The organism is Halomonas sp. PA16-9 (genome assembly GCF_009728585.1).
GTDB lineage: Bacteria > Pseudomonadota > Gammaproteobacteria > Pseudomonadales > Halomonadaceae > Vreelandella > Vreelandella titanicae.
This window is the reverse complement of sequence record NZ_CP040452.1, coordinates 902,213-919,757: the sequence shown is the minus strand read 5'-3', so window position 1 is coordinate 919,757 and position 17,545 is coordinate 902,213. Positions and strand designations below refer to the sequence as shown.

The following is a 17,545-nucleotide window of genomic DNA, read 5'->3' as shown; positions in this document are numbered from 1 at the left end:
CGACTGGAACTGTAGCGACGATTAATGCCAGCTTAGCGATCTTCACGCTTAAGCGCAGAGGTCGGGATGTCGTCGGTTGTCAGGCGCTCGAAGCGTTTCTGCTCGGTGTAGACCCAATTAAGACCTACTGATGTCGCCAGAAAACGATCATCAAAATTGCTCTCTAGCTCTTCTTGAGGATAGCGACGCAGGACCCAGGTTTTCATCAGTATCACGTACACCACCAACGCGGTGATAAAACCAACGGCATAAGCGTACTCTAGGAATATGAGTGCCATAGCCCCGCCCGCCAGCCAGGCGATAATGCCAGCTGGATTGAAGCCGTTGAAAAAGCGGAATTGGCCTTCGGGATCGTACAAGGCGGGCACATTAAGGCGACGGTGCCGCAAAATATAGTAATCCGCGACCATGATGCCGCCGACAGCGGAGAGTACCGCGCCATAGTAGCTAAGGAAGGTAAACAAATTGTTCAGAATCAGCCAAGGCATGGAAGCGGTGCCGATGATACCGGCGATGACCAAGGCGACAGGATAGCTAATACGAGGTGCACCGGCATTGACGAAGGTAAGGGCGGCCGGAATCAGGTTGGCGGCATTATTGGTAGACCACTGAGCCAATATCACCATGGCTAATAGTGCCACCATGGTGAAGCCCCCGCCCTGGCCTTGAATGACGGTGACGGGGTTCCAGTCACCTGCCGCGATAAAGGACACGCCACCAATCAACGCCACCCAGGCCTGAGTCGCAGGTAAGGCCAGAAACTGTGCGACGAAGACGTTGCGATTGCGGGCGAAGAAGCTGCGTTGTCCTCCTGGCGTGCGTAGGAAGCGGGTCAAGTTGGGAATATCCACCGCTAGTGCTGACCAAAAAGCCATGTTGGCGAAGAACAGCGCCAAAGGCACTACTTGTTGATCGCCAACAAACGTCCAGATATTGATGCCGTTGGTCTCAGCTAACACGTTGAGCGTGAAGTACATCCAGACTGAGATGGCGACGATGCAGGGGGCGGCGATAGAGGCCAGTAATTCTACTGCGCGAATGCCGAGAGCGGTGTTGACGATCTGCACTACCGCGAAAAGCACATACCACAATACCCAATTATCAAACCCCCACAGGTACTCCACAATGCCGTTAAGGGCCAGGGCGCCGAGGTAAGTTTGTACACCGAACCAAATGGCAGCGACCACGCCCCTGGAGACCGCAGGAAGATGCGTGCCCTTGAGCCCAAAGGGGGCGCGTAAGTAGACGGCAAAAGAGAGACCGTGTTCTGTACCAATATCAGCGGTCAGACTCATGACGATGCCAAGCACAAGGTTGGCAAAAAAGATGATCGCCACGACCTGAATCAGTGGTAGGCCAGCAACACCACCCGCGCCGAGTTGGAAGGTGGCAATGATGACGGCCATGCCGATCCATAACCATATAAAACCAAAAAAGCCAATCGTTCGCTGATTCAGCCAGACCGGCAAAATGGAGGCTTCTAGCAAGCTCTGATGGCTATTGTTTGATCCAGCCGACGTTGCTGATTCGTTGATGTCTTTTGTATGTCCCATTGCATTGTTCCCCTGAATTGTTGGTAGTCAGTTTTGGTGACAATGGCGTGCTCATTTTTAAAGTTATAAAATGTAGTATGGATACAAAAAACATTATCTGGCAAGTGGCGTGCTGTAATTCTACGGCGCAGACTGGCGTTAAATAATCTAATATTTTGTTTTGTATAGAAAAAATTACACGAAATCTTGGTGAGTATCAGTTTGAGGGTGTTTGGCAGGCTATTGCCGGTGTTGCTCGGCTCAAAAGGCGGGGTGGGAAGTGTTAAGATATAACAATTTACGTGTATCTTTGCCTTGATGGTGGTAGCTAAGCAGGACTTGGTAATAACTAGGGAAGGATAAGTTTGTGGAGGATGTGGTTCTGACCATTGACGATAGTTCTAACAGCGTTCAAGAAGGGCAAGCTCCACGCTATGCCAAGATTCAAGAATCGTTACGCGATGCCATTCTGTCTCAGCGTTTGCCGCCCAGCTTGGTGCTGCTTGAGGGGCCGCTTGCGAGGATGTATGGAACCAGCCGTGGGCCAGTACGCAAGGCGCTTGAGCTATTGCATCAAGAGGGGGTGATAAGTCGCTTTGAGGGGCGTGGCTTTTTGGCGACGCCGGAGCCTGAAACGGTAACACCGGAGCGTCAGACACTGACACCGGAGATGTTGGGGCTAGCCCCTGACTATAAGTCCCAGATCGATGCCCGTCCGATATCTGATCGTATATATGCCGAGGTGGAGGAGGCTGTTGCTACTTGCTTAGCCTTTGGTCACTTTCGCATCGTTGAGACGACGCTGAGTGAATATTATGGCGTCAGTCGTACCGTCGCCAGGCAAGTGTTGGGACGCCTTCGCAACCAAAGGTTGGTAGAAAAAGATAATTACTCGCACTGGTTGGCGGGGCCCCTTACCGCCCAGGCAGTGGCTGAAGATTTCGAAATTCGTGCTCTGCTTGAGCCGGCGGCTCTTAGGGCTTCAGGCCCTCTGCTGGATAAAGCTGAACTAGAGGCGATGAAAGCAAACACTCAGCGCTTGATTGACCATCCTGAACTACAGAGTGCGGAGTCGATCACACGCCTTGAGCAAGATTTGCATCAGCGATGCCTGCGTCATTACCGAAACCGCAAGGCTTGCGAGATGATTGCTCAGAGCCAACTGCCGGTCATCGTAAACCGTATGTTTTTTCAAACGGTCGGTGTGCCCCCGAACGAGCCCCTTTTGAGGGAGCATCAGTTGGTACTTGATCATCTATTGTTTGGTGCTTTCGATGCTGCCGCTTCAAGTTTACAAGCGCATCTCCAGGCGGCTGCCGAGCGTACCCGGCGCCGGCTAAAGGTATTGTCAGTTTTTCCAGAGCCAGACCTCCCGCCTTACCTGCTCAAAATTTCTTGAGCCGCTCTCTTTGAACGCCCCTGTTGTCCTGTTAAAGCGCTAGCTACTTGCGATAAGGGCAGTTTCTAGCGCTTTGGGTTCTCTTCTGAAACGTAACCTGGATTTAAAAGTCAAAAAAATGCCCAATTTTGGGGCGTTTCCATAGTTTTCAGCTCTCCTTCAAAAATGTGCTGCACCATGCAGTCTGGGTTTTTGCTGTCAAAATTCATGAATTTATCGAGCTTATAGCCTTATTTTTGGGCCTTTTAGCGATTTTTTGCCTTTTTGGTGCGATTTGAAACGATGCATTGAGCATTTTTGGGTGTTGATAATACTTCATTGACAAAAATGACTGTTGTGTCCAATCTTCAATTTATGGCGTTTGGTGACAGTGATCATTCGCCTGCTGCAAGCACACCATGACCAAGTATTAATAACGAGGTGTTCAAAATGGCTAAAAAAGAGATTCTCTGCGCATTTGGTGTTGACGTTGATGCCGTCGCTGGCTGGCTGGGGTCGTACGGTGGTGAGGATTCGCCCGACGATATTTCCCGCGGCTTGTTTGCTGGTGAAGTTGGTGCACCGCGCCTGCTTAAACTGTTTGAGCGCTACAACCTGAAGACGACCTGGTTCATTCCCGGCCACAGCATTGAGACCTTTCCGGAGCAGATGAAAGCGGTTGTTGATGCCGGTCACGAGGTTGGCGTTCATGGCTATAGTCACGAAAACCCCATCGCCATGACGCGAGAGCAAGAGCGGGACGTGCTGGACTACAACATTGAGCTGGTCACCAAGCTGTCCGGCAAGCGCCCAACAGGCTATGTGGCTCCATGGTGGGAGTTTAGTCCGGTCACCAATGAGCTTTTACTTGAGCGTGGCATTAAGTATGACCACAGCTTAATGCACAATGATTTCCACCCCTATTACGTTCGCGTCGGCGACTCCTGGACAAAGATTGATTACTCCAAGCCTGCAAAGGAATGGATGAAGCCGCTGGTTCGCGGCGAGGAAACCGATTTGATCGAGATTCCTGCCAACTGGTATCTCGATGACCTCCCACCGATGATGTTCATCAAAAAGTCGCCTAACAGTCATGGTTTTGTTAGCCCACGCCACTTGGGTGAAATGTGGCAAGACCAGTTTGATTGGGTCTACCGCGAGAACGACTACGCGGTGTTTACCATGACCATTCACCCTGATGTTTCGGGCCGCCCTCAAGTGCTGATGATGCTTGAGCGTCTGATTGAGCATATGCAGAGCCATGAGGGTGTGCGCTTCTGTACCTTCGATGAGATCGCTGATGACTTCGCTAAGCGCAGCCCGCGTAGCTGAAGTCGATAAGCATTATTAATAATACAAAACGATAATTGAAAAGAGGGTGAAGTCGATGGCCGAGCCAAATTCAAATACGACTTCCGAGGCAAGTCAGCACGCTGATGAGCCCTGGAATGCTGTCATCACTAAAAAACAGATCGGCTATGCCTCGCTGGTTTGTTTCATTGCCTGGGTGGCGTCGGTCTACGACTACACCCTGTTTGGAACATTGCTTCCTGTCATTGCTGAGGATTTTGGTTGGAGTGCGGCTAAAGCCACTGCCATTAACACCTTTGCAACGATAGGCGTATTTTTGGTTTCGCTGGTAGTCGGCTTCATGCTTGACCGTTATGGGCGCAAGAAAACGCTGATTTTACTGGTGATTGGTGGAGCAGTGAGTTCTGGGCTATCGGGTGTCGCCATAGGAGCGGCTTCGATGGTTATTATTCGCGCCTTCTCTGGCTTTGCGGTTTCAGAAGAGGTAGTCAACGCCGTTTATCTCAATGAGATCTATAAGAAGGCCAAGGGGCGGGGCTTCATGTACAGCCTTGTACAGAGCGGCTGGCCTGTGGGTGCTCTACTAGCTGCAGGTATGACCTCACTGTTATTGCCCATCGTGGGCTGGCGCGGCAGCTTCTTTGTTGCCGCTTGTGCCTCGATTATCGTGATAGTGATGGCAGTCAAGTTGCCTGAATCGCCCGTGTTTGCGGCTATTAAAGAAGTAGAGCGTCGTCGTAAGGCTGGAGACGCAGAAGGCGCAGCAAAGTTGGCTGCTGAGCAAGATATTGAGGTCGACACTGGAAATAATCTGGGTCTAAAAGGGGTTTTTTCACCAGAATTGCGCCGTCATACCATCTCGCTATCGTTGGTTTGGCTATTCAGTTGGATGGCAATTCAAGTCTTCGCGGTGCTGGGTACCACCGTACTAGTTGAAGCGAAGGGGGTTAGTTTTGAAAACTCTCTTTACGTGTTGATTCTGGCTAACGCCGTTGGCTTTGTCGGCTACCTGAGCCATGGATGGATGGGAGATCGTATCGGCCGCCGTAACACCGTGCTGATGGGGTTCCTGCTGGGCGGTTTAGCCAGCATCGTTATGTTGCTTGGCCCAGCGGATGACAGCTTTATCTACATGATGTACGCCATCACACTGTTTTTCCTGCTTGGCCCTTTTGCGGCAATTCTGTTCTATATGGGCGAATCTTTCCCTGCGCACGTTCGTGGTACGGGGACTAACGTGGCTCACGTAATGGCCCCGGTAGGCGCGATTATTGGTTCCGGCTTGGTTTCCATACTGCTGACGATTGGCGTCAGTATGATTTGGGCAGCGATTTTGGCGGGCTCTTTGCCATTAGTTCTCAGTGGCTTGTTGATGTTCGGTACGCGCCATGTGGATCACCTCGAAAATGACCCAATGGAGGAGGCTGTGGCATGAGCGTATTAGCGCGCGACGATGGTTTGGCAGGCAAGGTGGCTATCATCTCAGGTGCCGCTAGCGGCATTGGGCAAGCCCTTGCCGTCCGCTATGCCAAGGCTGGCGTTAAGGTAGTGGCAGGCTACTACCCGAACGACCCCCATGATGTAGAGGAAACGGTCTCTGCGGTAAAAGCCATTGGCGGAGAGTGTGTGGCGGTTGCCTTAGATGTTAGAGATGCTAGTCAATGCGATCACTTTGCGCAGAAGGCTATCGACACCTTTGGTGCCCTACACATCGTTGTTGCTGGGGCAGGCATTCTACGCCAGGCACCCTTAGGTGAGCTTACCGATCAAGCATGGGACGACATGCTATCCGTAGACTTGACGGGGGTAATGAGAGTCTTCCGTAGCGCTTCCAAGTTAATGCAGGAAGGCGGCGCTATGGTGGCTATTTCCTCTATCGCAGGGGGCGTGTATGGGTGGGATAACCATGCCCATTATGCGGCAGCCAAAAGTGGCTTAGTAGGCTTAGTAAAGTCTCTGGCAGTTGAGCTAGCCCCCCGAGGTATTCGTGTTAATACCCTGATTCCAGGACTGATCGAGACGCCTCAGTCGTTGGATCCCGTTAATTCGCTGGGGCCTGACGGCTTAGCGGCAGCCGGTAAATCAATTCCTTTAGGGCGTGTGGGGTATGCCGATGAAGCAGCCCGTACTGCGCGTTTTCTGAGCAGTGACGATGCAGCCTACGTAACAGGCCAGCAACTGGTGGTCGATGGCGGCTTGACCGTGCGTTGGCCGAGCTAATCGTTTGCCTATGAAGCGAGGAGACATCCTCGCTTCTTTTATTTAATAAGCTGGGTGATCCTTATGTCTAAAAAACTTCAGGGACAAGTTGCTCTTGTCGTGGGTGGTGCTAGCGGTATCGGCCGGGCTATTGCGGAGTGTTTTCATGCGGAAGGCGCCACCGTTGCTTTGGCTGATCGCAATCTTGAGGCATGTGAAGAAATAGCATTATTACTCGGGGAAAGTGCAACGCATCATGGTGCCGATGTCGCTGATGAAGCTTCTGTAAAGTCGATGGTTGATGAGGTGATAAATCATCACCAAGTTATCGATGTGCTGGTCAATTGTGCGGGCATTTTGGATGAAACGCCTTTCTTAGACATGTCTGCTGAGACGTTCGATCGAATGATCAGTATTAATCTGCGCGGTGCTTTCTTGGTGGGACGCTATGTTGCCGAGCAGATGGTGAAGCGAAAAAGCGGCCGGATCATCAATATTTCCTCCCAGCTAGCGCTCAAAGGGGGAGTGGGTTTATCTCACTATTGCTCAGCGAAGGCTGGGCTATTGGGGCTTACTAAATCGATGGCTAGAGAGTTAGCACCTTATGGGATTCTTACCAATGCCATCGCACCAGGCCCTATTCTAACCCCGATGTTAGAAGGGCTTAGTAAAGAGTGGGTGGCCAATAAAGAAGCCGAACTTCCTCTCGGTCGGTTTGGAACAGCAGAAGAAGTGGCGCCCACGGCGCTTATGCTCGCTGCCTCTCCCGATGGCGATCTTTACCTTGGGCAAACGCTCGGGCCTAACAGTGGCGACGTCATGTAGCGGGCTGAAAATAGACTTATGCTAAGCCTTATTCTTGTAAAGTGGTTTTCCACCACGTTGGTGGTGGTCTGCGTATCGCTTGCAGCCGTTCGCCTGGGCCCCAAAATCGGAGGTGTTTTGGCAGGTACGCCAATAGTCCTGGGCCCAGGCTACTTCTTCATGATTCGTGAGCAATCCGACCCCTTCGTCGCTGATGCGGCACTGGGCTCTTTGCATGCTATGTTGGCAACGTTGCTATTTTGTCTTAGCTACGTGCTGCTGGCTAAGAGATTGGGGGCTTTTGCGAGTGTTGCTTGCTCTGCACTTATTTGGTTACTGGCTGCAGCAATAGCGGATCAGCTGCCAGGAGGCGTTTTCCTAGCCTTGGCGCTTTTCGGCATAATGTTACTGTTTTCGCGGGTTTATATTAATTCAATCGGGCTCTCTTCCAAGCCCGTTTCGGCACCCGTACGTTGGGGAGATTTGCTCGTTCGCGGTGTGTTAGCGGGAGGTGTTGTCTGTTTAGCGACAATTCTATTGGTGAATGTCGATCCTGCTATCTCGGGTATTGTGCTGAGTTTCCCTATCGGAATGTTAACGATAGCGCTGACGCTTCATCAGCGATATGGAGTTAAAGTAGCGCGTGTTACGTTAGCCAATACGCAGCTTGGAATGCTCAGTTTGGTAGCGTTTAGTGCTATGTTGAGTGCAAGTATCGAATTATTGCCTTCCAGTTTTGCATTTTGGCTTTCATTGTTTTTATCGCTTCTCGTTAGCACTTTTCTATGGCTTTTTAGTAGATGGGGGGATAGTCGCAAAGTTGTTTGTAAGTCCTGAATAGACCTGGGTTTTGTAGATATCTAGAGATATATGCTAATAATATTTAATATAAGTCATGATGTATCCCTGCCATCTACTAAATAGAGTCTGTATCTGAAGTGTTATAAAAGCCAGTTACTTCCTGCACAGCCATTGGCCTGAGTAAGCGTTTCCATTTAATGCAGGCGCTGACATCCACTTGGTAAACCAGGGTGGCTGCGTTTCTCCTCCGGATGCTGCAGTTGTAGCCCTCTAACATGGCGTGATTGCCGTTTTCAGAAAGCAGCTCTGGCTCATGTGCTTGATGCACGCAACGGCTAAGGCTCCTCTATAACAACGCGTTGGGGCGGCGCTATGCACTACCCTGCGGCGCCGCCGACACAGTGAGTTCAATCGCATCATGGCGCCAAAGTTCATCGTCGTAATCGATGGCTCGGCCATTCTGGTCGTAGTTGATGCGAGTAACTCGCTGAGCAGGCCCTCCCGAGGCCGCGCGCAGTGCCTCAGCCGCACGACAATGCAGCACCGTGGAGCAGAGTTCGAAGCTGACACGGCTGATGCGTATGCCGTAGTGGCTGCGATAGAGCTCGGTGAGTGAGCAGGTCACGAGGTCGTGCTCGAGGATCCCGGGGAAGCAGTCCGCGCGCAGGTAGTGTTCGACGTATAGCACGGGGCGCCCATCGATACGGCGTGCCCGGATGATGTGGAAAACCGGTGCTCCTTCCAGGATGCCCAGGCGGGCCGCGACCTTGGGTTGGGCGGGGCACTGGGTGGCTTTGAGTACCTCGGTTTCCGGGCAGCGCTGCTGGGACGCTACCATTTCCTTGAACGGCAGAGAGGCGAGTAAGTCGTAGCGAAGACGAGGAGGAGAGACGAACCAGCCGCGGCGGCTCTCCCGATAGATGCGACCTTCGGCTTCCAGTTGCATCAACGCCTCACGCAGTGTGATGCGTGTGGTTGAGAAGCGCTCCATCATCTGTCGTTCGGAGGGTAGGCGCCCGGTGGCAGAGGGGGCCTCCTCGGCCAGCATGCCCAGTAGCGCCTGCTGAAGGCGGCTGGTCGGTGGCGTCAGGCGGGGTAAAGCGTTATCCGCGCTAAATGGCGTGGCGTGTGGCAGCGTAGTGGTCAAAGGAAGCTCGCTTCTGGTCTAGTTCAGGCTGCGTAAGCTCGCACGCAGTCGTCTGCAGATTATTTTAGCGAAGGTATCATGTCAGGGGGATGACATGTTTGAGCTATAACCGACAATTTCAGCAGCAATTGTCGCTATTGTAAGGACATGTGAATGTCATTCAAGCGACATGCCTTTGTCATTTCCACTCCCTAGTATGCCTTTTGTCAGCCGTTACTGAACTAGACCAGATGGCGGCATCACCCTGACTAACCGAATGAGGCCATACTGTGAATCCGACACGCTCGTCGCTGCTGCAACTGACGCTAACCGCTGCGCTCGGAACGGCGCTTCTCGCCAGCCAAGCCCAAGCGGATACCGACCTGTCCGAACTGATCGCCGCTGCCCAGGAGGAGGGGCGCGTCGACAGCGTCGGCATGCCGGACTCCTGGGCCAACTGGAAAGACACCTGGGCCGATTTGCACGAACAGTATGGTTTGGAGCACATGGATACCGACATGAGCTCCGCCGAGGAAATTGCCAAGTTCAAGGCCGAGGGTGAAAACGCCACCGTCGACATCGGTGACGTGGGCATCAGCTTTGGCCCCATCGCCGTGTCAGAAGGCGTGACTCAGCCCTACAAGCCGACGACCTGGGAAGAGATTCCCGATTGGGCCAAGGATGAGGACGGCCACTGGGTATTGGGCTATACCGGCACTATTGCCTTTATGATCAACAAGCAGCTAGTGCCGGAGGAGGAGCGGCCGCGCACCTTTGCTGACTTGGTCGAGGGCGACTACAGCGTAGCGCTGGGCGCCGTAGGGCAAGCGGCGCAGGCTAACAGCTCTGTGCTCGCCGCCGCCTATGCCAACGGAGGTGATGAAAATGACCTGCTGCCAGGACTGGAGCTGTTTGCCGAGCTGGCCCGCCAGGGGCGGTTGTCACTGGCGGATCCCAGCATCGCCAACCTCGAGAAGGGGGAAGTCGAGGTGGCGCTGATGTGGGACTTCAACGCGCTGAACTACCGTGATCAGATCAACCGTGATGCCTTCGATGTGGTCATTCCTGCCGATGCCTCGGTGACTTCTGGCTACGCCACCATCATCAACAAGCACGCCCCGCATCCAAACGCGGCCAAGCTGGCTCGCGAGTTCATCCTCTCCGACGAAGGGCAGTTCAACCTGGCGGAGGGGTATGCCCGCCCGATTCGCGCCGAGCACCTGACCCTCCCGACGAGATCGCCGCCAAACTGCTGCCCAATGAGCAGTACGCCAATGCCCGCGCGGTAGACGATTTCGACGCCTGGGAAATGAGCGCTCGGCAACTGCCGAGCCAGTGGCAGTCCCAGGTGCTGATCCATCAGCAGTAACCGCCTCCTCTTCCCGACTGACGGCCGCCTCCCCGAGGCGGCAAGGAGCATGTGATGTCTCATCGCGTCATTCTCGTGGTGCTTGATGGCCTTAACCATGCCGTGGGGCGGCACGCAATGGGTCACCTGCATGCCCTCTGTGAAGCGGGCCGTGGCAGCTTCCACGCGCTTAATTGCGAGCTGCCAGCCATGTCCCGCCCCCTCTATGAGTGTTTGCTGACCGGCGATCGGCCTGTGGACTCGGGGGTGGTACATAACCAAGTGGTACGCCGATCAACGGGCACCAACCTGTTCGATCTGGCGGTTCGTCAAGGGCGGCGTACCGCTGCGGCGGCCTATCACTGGGTCAGCGAGCTCTATCTTGAGGCTCCCTTTGTGCCTGCCCGCCACCGTTTCCACCAGAATGCGGAGAGCGCGATCCAGGTGGGTCTCTTCTACTGGCAGGATCACTACCCTGACGATCACCTGTTCAGCGACGCCGAAGCGCTGCGCCGGCTCAACGCCCCTGACTTTCTGCTGGTGCACAGCATGAATGTCGATGATGCCGGTCATCGCCATGGCGGGGATTCGCCCCAGTACCGCAACGCCGCACGTCGCGCCGATAGCGCCCTGGCAGACTATTTGCCGCAGTGGCTGGCTGAGGGCTACCAGGTGATGGTGACCGCCGACCATGGCATGAACGCCGACGGTTCTCACTCGGGCCTGCTGGAGGAGGAGCGCCGGGTGCCACTATGGCTATTTGGCGAGGCATTTGCTCATGCGCCGGTGGCATCGCTGCAGCAGCCAAGGCTGTGCGGTACCTTGGCCACCTTGCTGGGCCTGGAGCATGACAAACCCTATCACGCCGAGCTGCTGGTCGAGGGGAGGGCGGCGTCGTGAAGCGTCTACTGCCCGCCTGGCTATGGCTGGTACCCTTTGCGCTGGTATTCGTGGCCTTCCAACTGGCGCCGCTCGGCTGGATTGCCATCAGTGCCTTCCACGTCGAGGGCGCCTGGGGGCTCGGCCACTTCAGGGAAATCGCGGGTTCGCCCTTCTTTCGGCAGGCCATTGGGCGCAGTCTGGAGATCTCACTGATTTCGAGCCTTCTGGGGCTGATCATCGCCACCCTGGCGTGCCACAGCCTGACCCGCACCAGCGGCCCGCTGCGGCGCTGGATGATCGCCTTCACCAATATGACCAGCAACTTTGCCGGTGTACCGCTGGCCTTCGCGTTCATCATCCTGATGGGCGCCAACGGGGTGTTGACCATAGCCCTTCAGCGTCTAGGGCTGATCGACAGCTTCTCGCTCTATTCGCGCAACGGCCTGATCGTGATCTACACCTGGTTCCAGATTCCCCTGGGCATACTGCTGCTGTTTCCTGCCTTCGAGGGGTTGCGGGCAGAGTGGCGGGACGCTGCCAGTTTGCTGGGCGCCGGGCGCATCGCTTACTGGCGCCATATCGGTCTGCCGATCCTCCGGTCGGCACTGGCGGGGACGCTGACGATTCTGATCGCCAACGCCATGGGCGCCTATGCCACCGTCTATGCGCTGGTCAATACCAGCTACAACCTCATGACTATCCGTATCGCCAATCTGGTCTCGGGGGATCTCTTCCTGCAGCCCAATCTGGCCAGCGCCCTGGCGCTGGTTCTGGTCGGGTTACTGGCAATGGTCACCCTGATTCAGCAGTGGATAGTGCGCAGGAGCCATTATGTCGCAGAACGCTGATCTCACCCTATCCCGACCAGGGGAGTCGCCACTGCCAGCACTTCGCCTTGCCTGGCCGTCGCCCTATGCACTGGTGTGTGTGGGGTGTGTTCACGCTACTGGCGCTGCCGCTGCTCGCCACCCTGGGGTATGCGTTGGCGTCCAGCTGGGGGGCCACCCTCCTGCCTGATGGGGTGACCCTGAAGTGGTTTTGGGAGCTATGGAGTACACCGCGCTTTCAGTGGGCCTTCGCCCGCTCACTGCTGGTCACGCTAGGCGCGCTGGCGCTGAGTTTGGTGCTGGTGGTGCCGGTCGCTTTCCTGGCGCATACCCGCTATCCACGGCTGGATGCCTGGATGGGTGGCCTTATCCTGGTGCCCTTTGCAGTGCCTCCTGTGGTCTCCTCGGTAGGCCTGCTGCAACTCTACGCGGGCGGCCCGCTGCCCCTGGTGGGCACCCCCTGGATTCTGATGTTTACCTACGTGACGATCGCGCTGCCCTTCGTCTACCGGGCCATTGCCAACAGCCTGCGCACCATCGATGTAAGGTCACTGATGGAAGCCGCGCAACTGCTGGGGGCAACGCCCTTCAAGGCCTTCCTCCTGGTCATTCTTCCTAATATCCGCGTAGGGGTGCAGGTCGCCGTGTTCCTGTCCTTCTCCTTCCTGATCGGCGAGTTCGTCTTCGCCAACATGCTGGTAGGCACGCGCTTCGAGACCCTGCAGGTGTATCTCAACAATATGCGTGGCTCCAGCGGCCACTTCACCAGCGCATTGGTGATAACGCTCTTCCTGTTCACCCTGCTGCTGACCTGGTTGGGGAACCGTCAGGCCGGTCACGCCATTACCAAGGGGGCCAACCCATGACGACCCTAAGCGGTGCTCCGGTAGCCAACGACAGCCCCCTGGCCTCTGGCTATCTCCATCTCGAGGGGTTGGCCAAGCGTTTCGGCACTACCCAGGTGTTTTCGCACATCAATGCGGTGATAGCTAAGGGTGAGTTCGTCACGCTGCTGGGGCCCTCTGGCTGCGGAAAATCGACCTTGTTGCGATCTATTGCCGGGCTGAATCGGCTGGATGAGGGGCGAATCGTGGTGGATGGCGAAGAGATCACCGCACTCCCACCGCAGCAGCGTGGTGTTGGCATGGTCTTCCAGCATTATGCGCTGTTTCCCAACATGCGGGTGACCGACAACGTCGCCTTCGGCCTGCGTATGCAGAAGGTGCCGCATGAGGAGCGCCGCCGCCGGGTGGATGAGGTACTGCGTCTGGTAGAGCTCAATGTGCATGCTGACAAGTTTCCCCACCAGCTCTCCGGCGGACAATGCCAACGCGTGGCTTTAGCAAGAGCGCTGGTGGTTGAGCCACGTATCCTATTGATGGATGAGCCGCTCTCAGCGCTCGATGCCCGTATCCGCGGCCATCTACGTCAGCAGCTGCGCGATATCCAGCAGACATTAGGGCTGACGACCCTGTTTGTGACCCACGACCAGGAAGAGGCACTGGTGATGTCTGACCGTATCTTCCTGATGCATGACGGGCACATTCTGCAGCAGGGAAGCGCCGAAGAACTCTATACACGGCCCAGGGACTACCACGCGGCGGGCTTTATGGGGCACTACAACATATTGCTCGGCGATCAGGCCCGTCCGCTGTTAGGAGAGGGTTTCGACTCAGCACGCGTGGCGCTGCGGCCAGAGGCCCTTTACCTCCAGCCACTGGCAGACGGAGCGATGGGCGTGGAGCGACCGGCTCGCCCTGGCCCGGAGTGCTCTGGCGTCATTCGCCGCTGCCAACTGCTCGGCAACATCGTGCGTTATTCGGTGGAGTGCGCCGAGGTGGCGCTCTGTGTCGATACGCTCAATCGCGGTAGTCGGCATCTGCTCACGGAAGGCAGCCAAGTAGGGGTAGTGGTGGATCTCGATGAGGTTCAGGTGTTCGTAGAGTGAGTAGGTGCCGTTCATCGATGTCCTTTATCCGTGGCGCTCTAAAGCATAGCTGCAGCAGCGCACATCCTAAATTATTAACGAGGTACTATGCCGTCGACTCACTCTTCTTGCGGCGGGACAGTCGTGAAAAGAGAGGCATAAGAATGACAAGAAGAATCATGACAATAAGCACCTTCGACGTTGTATTCGCTGCCAAGGCTGTCCAATCGCCGCCACCAATACGCAGAGCCAGACGCAAGTTCTGCTCGGCGAAGCCACCGAGAATGAGGCCCAGCACAACTGGGGGCAATGGGAACTTCAGTTTGTCCATAAAGTAGCCGATAAAACCGAAGCCCAGCATCAAGTAAACGTCGAACATCCGGCCATTGATCGAGTAGACCCCCACTAGAACCAGGGTGATGATGAAAGCGCCAAGTAGTGGACGCGGCAGACGCAGAACCTGCGCAAAGCTGTTGGTGGCCAGGGCGCCGCCAAGTACGATCAGCAAGATGGCGGCGAATAGGAACTGCCACATAAAGCCGAACACAATGTCGGGGTTGTCACGGAAGAGCATCGGGCCAGGTTGCAGACCGTGGATCATCAGGCCACCGAGCATCACTGCAGCCACCGCGGTGCCGGGGATGCCGAGCGTCAAGGCGGGAATCAGTGCTGAGGCGGTATCGGCGTTGTTGGCGGTCTCGGAGGCCGCTACGCCCTCGGGTTCGCCCTTGCCCCAGTCTTCGGGATTACTGGATGCGCGACGTGCTTCGTTGTAGCTGAGAAAGGCCGCCATTGATCCGCCAGCGCCCGGCAGGATGCCGACGAACACGCCGATCACCGAAGAGCGCAGCCAAGTCTTCCAGAATCTCAGCATGCTCGGAAAGGCCTTCCAGAGGCTCGTCGTATTGAGCTTTTTGGCCGTGGAGGTGTCGACATCCACGACTTCCTCCAGGAGGGCGATTGCCGGCGGTATGGCGTAGAGCCCGACGAGTAGCACCACGATGTTGATGCCGTCGAGTAACTCCAGGTGGCCGAAGGTGTAGCGGTCATATCCGGAGATAGAGTCTAGCCCGACCAGCGAGACAAAAACGCCGAAACAGGCGCTCAACAAGCCCTTGAGGACGTCTCCGCCGAGCAGGAAGACGATGGCCGAGAGGCCGAAGACGGCGACCCAGAAAACCTCGGAGGGGCCAAACAGCAGTGTTACCTTGGCCAGCGGCGGGGCCAATAGCATGAGCACGATAGCCGAGACGATGCCACCGATGGCGGATGACACCACTGAGACCTGAAGCGCATAACCGCCCCTGCCTTGCTGGGCCATTGGGTAGCCGTCGAAGCTGGTGGCTACGGCGGCGGGGGTGCCGGGAATGCGCAGCAGAACCGCGGGAATAGCACCACCGTACATGGCGCCGTTATAGATACCGGCCATCATGCCAAGTGCCACCAGTGGGTCCATGCCGAAGGTGAAGGGAATCAGTACCGAGATTGCCATGGTGGCGCTGAGCCCGGGCAAGGCACCAATACAGATGCCTGTTATAACGCCGAGCACGACAGCGGCGAAATTGCCGAGAGACAGCACCGCTGGGAGTGCATCAATCAAACTTCCATACATGTGTCAGCCCTCTTTCAGCGTATAAAGAATTCAGTGGGGAGATCCTGACCCATTAGCAAGGCGAAAATTATTGCCAAGCCTCCGGTGAATATCAGATCCGCCAACAGCAACCGTTTGATATCCCGATAGCCGAAGCTCCACGCCACCAAAGGCACCATAACCGCGGTGGTTGTGTAAAAGCCGATCAAGCTCACGCTGGCCACGTAGAGCCCAATGGCCACGACGATGCCGAGAAAGCGCGGCAAATTCTCGAATATTTGGTGCCGTGGGGCTTTAAAGCGCTCGCTTCGCGTGGCGGCAAAAACCCGTAAGATCATTAATACAGAGAGCCCGATTAGCGTGCTCAGCATTGTTATCGGCAGCAGGGAGCTCATGGTCGGCATGTCGGGTGTGCGTAACAGAAGAAACCCTGCGACAACAATGATGGCGATACCGGTGATGAGGTCGGGATGAGGCCCTTGCCCTGAAGTGGTCTGTTTCATGTTCTATTCTCTGGCTGGCTTGCTCGTATAGCGTCTACCACCAAGCGAGTCGAGCGACATGGTGGAGGTGACGTTTTATCCTGTTACGGGGCGTGACGAAGGGGGGCTTGCCATGGTTGGCCGGGTTGATTGAACACCCCGTCCAATCAATTTATTTCCAGGGTGAGGATTCCCAAACACGCTCGGCCAGTTCAAGCTGCTCTGCGTTAAGTGCTTGAAAATCATCTCCTGTCGTCAGACTGATAGGATTCCCAGATTTGAGCATAGCCTCTTGGAATTTTGGATCCTCGTACGTCTTCTCGAAGGCACTAATCAGGCTGGCCTCGACCTCTTCCGGCAGGCCGGAGGGGGCAATAAACCCACGCAGCGAACCGTTGACAAGATCGTAGCCTTGCTCGGTAAAGGTCGGCACACCTTCCAGTAGTTCAGAACGTTCGTTGGTGGCAATGCCCAGCACATTTAGCTCGTCACGGAAGTTGACCACCTCCGATAAGTTGATGATCCCCATTGCGACATGACCGCCCATGAGAGCACTGCGCGCCGGCGCGGAGCCTGAGAAGGGAACGATGGTATATTCAGCGTCGGTCTCCTCGGAGAGCCGAATAAGGAAGAAGTGATCATCGCCGCCGAGGCTTGACATGCTGACGGTGATGGCACCATCACGTTCCTGGGCTGCAGCGACCAGTTTTTCCATGCTGTCGATGTCGCTGCTCTTAGGTGTGACGATCACGTTGGGATCGTCTACCACGTTGGCCAGGTAGGTGAAGCTATCGGCGTCGTAGTCGGCGTCGCGGTCAAGGGTGCGGGCCATCATGCCGGGCAGGTTGTAGGTGCCGATAGTGTAACCATCGGGATCGGCCTGGGCCGTGGCGGTGACGCCGATCTGGCCGCTGGCACCGGGCATATTCTTTACTACGACGGTAGCGTCGTCGCCAAGATACTGCTCAAGGAAGGGCGCAACGGTGCGGGCCATGACGTCGGTTCCACCACCTGCAGCATAGCCGACGATCAGGTCTATCTTTTTCTCTGGATAGTCGGCGAGGGCCTGAGTCGAGGTAATGCTAGCGAGGCAGAGAGTGGCGGCGATGGTTGAAAACTTTGTGATCATGTTGTTGTACTCCCGTTTACATTCACGGATGGTCTAAAAGGCAAAGCCTGTCTAGTGCAGTGAACAGTACAGAATTACTTGATAAAAGCGAATAATGTTTAACTGTGTGGTAAGTTTTTCTGTATCTATGGAAAGGATAGGCGATAAAGCCCATGTCATCGGGGTTGGCCGCTAATACCATGACGAACGGCCAGTAAAGGCTTACGAC

Annotated in this window: 16 protein-coding genes and 1 pseudogene; 11 read left to right on the top strand and 6 right to left on the bottom strand. The window is 55.5% G+C overall.

Annotation, left to right across the window (positions count from 1 at the left end):
- Window positions 1-32: 32 nt before the first annotated feature.
- Window positions 33-1,553, bottom strand: coding sequence for an NCS1 family transporter (locus tag FDY98_RS20565; RefSeq protein ID WP_027957866.1), 1,521 nt, complete (start codon window positions 1,551-1,553; stop codon window positions 33-35).
- A 346-nt stretch (window positions 1,554-1,899) separates the two neighbouring features.
- Between FDY98_RS20565 and FDY98_RS20560 the strand changes: the two genes are divergently transcribed.
- From FDY98_RS20560 to FDY98_RS20535, 6 genes are all read left to right on the top strand, one after another.
- Window positions 1,900-2,931, top strand: a complete 1,032-nt coding sequence (locus FDY98_RS20560; RefSeq protein WP_197029755.1) for a GntR family transcriptional regulator — start codon at window positions 1,900-1,902, stop codon at window positions 2,929-2,931.
- Window positions 2,932-3,360: 429 nt separating this feature from the next.
- Entirely contained in the window at window positions 3,361-4,242 is an 882-nt protein-coding gene (locus FDY98_RS20555; RefSeq protein WP_027957865.1) for a polysaccharide deacetylase family protein, read from the top strand.
- 55 nt (window positions 4,243-4,297) lie between these two features.
- Window positions 4,298-5,656 carry an MFS transporter gene (locus FDY98_RS20550; protein WP_035539226.1) on the top strand — a complete coding sequence of 453 codons (1,359 nt, stop codon included), beginning with the start codon at window positions 4,298-4,300 and terminating at the stop codon, window positions 5,654-5,656.
- Window positions 5,653-6,441 (top strand): SDR family NAD(P)-dependent oxidoreductase, encoded by a 789-nt coding sequence (locus FDY98_RS20545; RefSeq protein WP_035539224.1) that lies wholly within the window; start codon window positions 5,653-5,655, stop codon window positions 6,439-6,441. Before FDY98_RS20550 ends, FDY98_RS20545 begins: the two co-directional genes overlap by 4 nt.
- Before the next feature lie 63 nt (window positions 6,442-6,504).
- Entirely contained in the window at window positions 6,505-7,245 is a 741-nt protein-coding gene (locus FDY98_RS20540; RefSeq protein WP_027957863.1) for an SDR family NAD(P)-dependent oxidoreductase, read from the top strand.
- Window positions 7,246-7,404: 159 nt separating this feature from the next.
- Complete coding sequence (locus FDY98_RS20535; RefSeq protein WP_155706141.1) at window positions 7,405-8,061, top strand: hypothetical protein; 657 nt, start codon at window positions 7,405-7,407, stop codon at window positions 8,059-8,061.
- A 79-nt stretch (window positions 8,062-8,140) separates the two neighbouring features.
- Here FDY98_RS20535 and FDY98_RS20530 read toward each other — a convergent pair whose 3' ends face one another.
- Complete coding sequence (locus FDY98_RS20530; protein ID WP_155706125.1) at window positions 8,141-8,353, bottom strand: hypothetical protein; 213 nt, start codon at window positions 8,351-8,353, stop codon at window positions 8,141-8,143.
- A 42-nt stretch (window positions 8,354-8,395) separates the two neighbouring features.
- On the bottom strand, window positions 8,396-9,172 hold the full coding sequence (locus FDY98_RS20525; protein WP_081742672.1) for a UTRA domain-containing protein: 777 nt from the start codon (window positions 9,170-9,172) through the stop codon (window positions 8,396-8,398).
- A 293-nt stretch (window positions 9,173-9,465) separates the two neighbouring features.
- Here FDY98_RS20525 and FDY98_RS20520 point away from each other — a divergent pair.
- From FDY98_RS20520 to FDY98_RS20500, 5 genes and pseudogenes are all read left to right on the top strand, one after another.
- A pseudogene (locus FDY98_RS20520) lies at window positions 9,466-10,520 on the top strand (ABC transporter substrate-binding protein).
- A 54-nt stretch (window positions 10,521-10,574) separates the two neighbouring features.
- On the top strand, window positions 10,575-11,399 hold the full coding sequence (locus tag FDY98_RS20515; protein WP_027957859.1) for an alkaline phosphatase family protein: 825 nt from the start codon (window positions 10,575-10,577) through the stop codon (window positions 11,397-11,399).
- A complete protein-coding gene (locus tag FDY98_RS20510) occupies window positions 11,396-12,229 on the top strand; it encodes an ABC transporter permease (protein ID WP_027957858.1) in 834 nt (277 codons plus the stop codon). The genes FDY98_RS20515 and FDY98_RS20510 overlap by 4 nt, the downstream gene beginning before the upstream one ends.
- 65 nt (window positions 12,230-12,294) lie before the next feature.
- Window positions 12,295-13,074 (top strand): ABC transporter permease subunit, encoded by a 780-nt coding sequence (locus FDY98_RS20505; RefSeq protein ID WP_196518321.1) that lies wholly within the window; start codon window positions 12,295-12,297, stop codon window positions 13,072-13,074.
- On the top strand, window positions 13,071-14,156 hold the full coding sequence (locus tag FDY98_RS20500; RefSeq protein WP_051430619.1) for an ABC transporter ATP-binding protein: 1,086 nt from the start codon (window positions 13,071-13,073) through the stop codon (window positions 14,154-14,156). The genes FDY98_RS20505 and FDY98_RS20500 overlap by 4 nt, the downstream gene beginning before the upstream one ends.
- A gap of 85 nt (window positions 14,157-14,241) precedes the next feature.
- On the opposite strand, the gene FDY98_RS20495 is transcribed toward FDY98_RS20500, so the two are convergent.
- From FDY98_RS20495 to FDY98_RS20485, 3 genes are all read right to left on the bottom strand, one after another.
- On the bottom strand, window positions 14,242-15,747 hold the full coding sequence (locus FDY98_RS20495) for a tripartite tricarboxylate transporter permease (protein ID WP_027957856.1): 1,506 nt from the start codon (window positions 15,745-15,747) through the stop codon (window positions 14,242-14,244).
- Window positions 15,748-15,761: 14 nt separating this feature from the next.
- Entirely contained in the window at window positions 15,762-16,229 is a 468-nt protein-coding gene (locus FDY98_RS20490) for a tripartite tricarboxylate transporter TctB family protein (protein WP_027957855.1), read from the bottom strand.
- Window positions 16,230-16,380: 151 nt separating this feature from the next.
- Entirely contained in the window at window positions 16,381-17,337 is a 957-nt protein-coding gene (locus tag FDY98_RS20485) for a Bug family tripartite tricarboxylate transporter substrate binding protein (protein WP_009286103.1), read from the bottom strand.
- Window positions 17,338-17,545: the final 208 nt, after the last annotated feature.

Excerpts from the sequence above, each read along its gene's own strand:
- FDY98_RS20495 (WP_027957856.1), bottom strand. The coding sequence starts at position 15,747 with ATGTATGGAAGTTTGATTGATGCACTCCCAGCGGTGCTGTCTCTCGGC.
- FDY98_RS20485 (WP_009286103.1), bottom strand. The coding sequence starts at position 17,337 with ATGATCACAAAGTTTTCAACCATCGCCGCCACTCTCTGCCTCGCTAGC.
- FDY98_RS20545 (WP_035539224.1), top strand. The coding sequence starts at position 5,653 with ATGAGCGTATTAGCGCGCGACGATGGTTTGGCAGGCAAGGTGGCTATC.
- FDY98_RS20555 (WP_027957865.1), top strand. The coding sequence starts at position 3,361 with ATGGCTAAAAAAGAGATTCTCTGCGCATTTGGTGTTGACGTTGATGCC.
- FDY98_RS20490 (WP_027957855.1), bottom strand. The coding sequence starts at position 16,229 with ATGAAACAGACCACTTCAGGGCAAGGGCCTCATCCCGACCTCATCACC.
- FDY98_RS20500 (WP_051430619.1), top strand. The coding sequence starts at position 13,071 with ATGACGACCCTAAGCGGTGCTCCGGTAGCCAACGACAGCCCCCTGGCC.
- FDY98_RS20565 (WP_027957866.1), bottom strand. The coding sequence starts at position 1,553 with ATGGGACATACAAAAGACATCAACGAATCAGCAACGTCGGCTGGATCA.
- FDY98_RS20550 (WP_035539226.1), top strand. The coding sequence starts at position 4,298 with ATGGCCGAGCCAAATTCAAATACGACTTCCGAGGCAAGTCAGCACGCT.
- FDY98_RS20540 (WP_027957863.1), top strand. The coding sequence starts at position 6,505 with ATGTCTAAAAAACTTCAGGGACAAGTTGCTCTTGTCGTGGGTGGTGCT.
- FDY98_RS20535 (WP_155706141.1), top strand. The coding sequence starts at position 7,405 with ATGATTCGTGAGCAATCCGACCCCTTCGTCGCTGATGCGGCACTGGGC.
- FDY98_RS20515 (WP_027957859.1), top strand. The coding sequence starts at position 10,575 with ATGTCTCATCGCGTCATTCTCGTGGTGCTTGATGGCCTTAACCATGCC.
- FDY98_RS20505 (WP_196518321.1), top strand. The coding sequence starts at position 12,295 with ATGCACTGGTGTGTGTGGGGTGTGTTCACGCTACTGGCGCTGCCGCTG.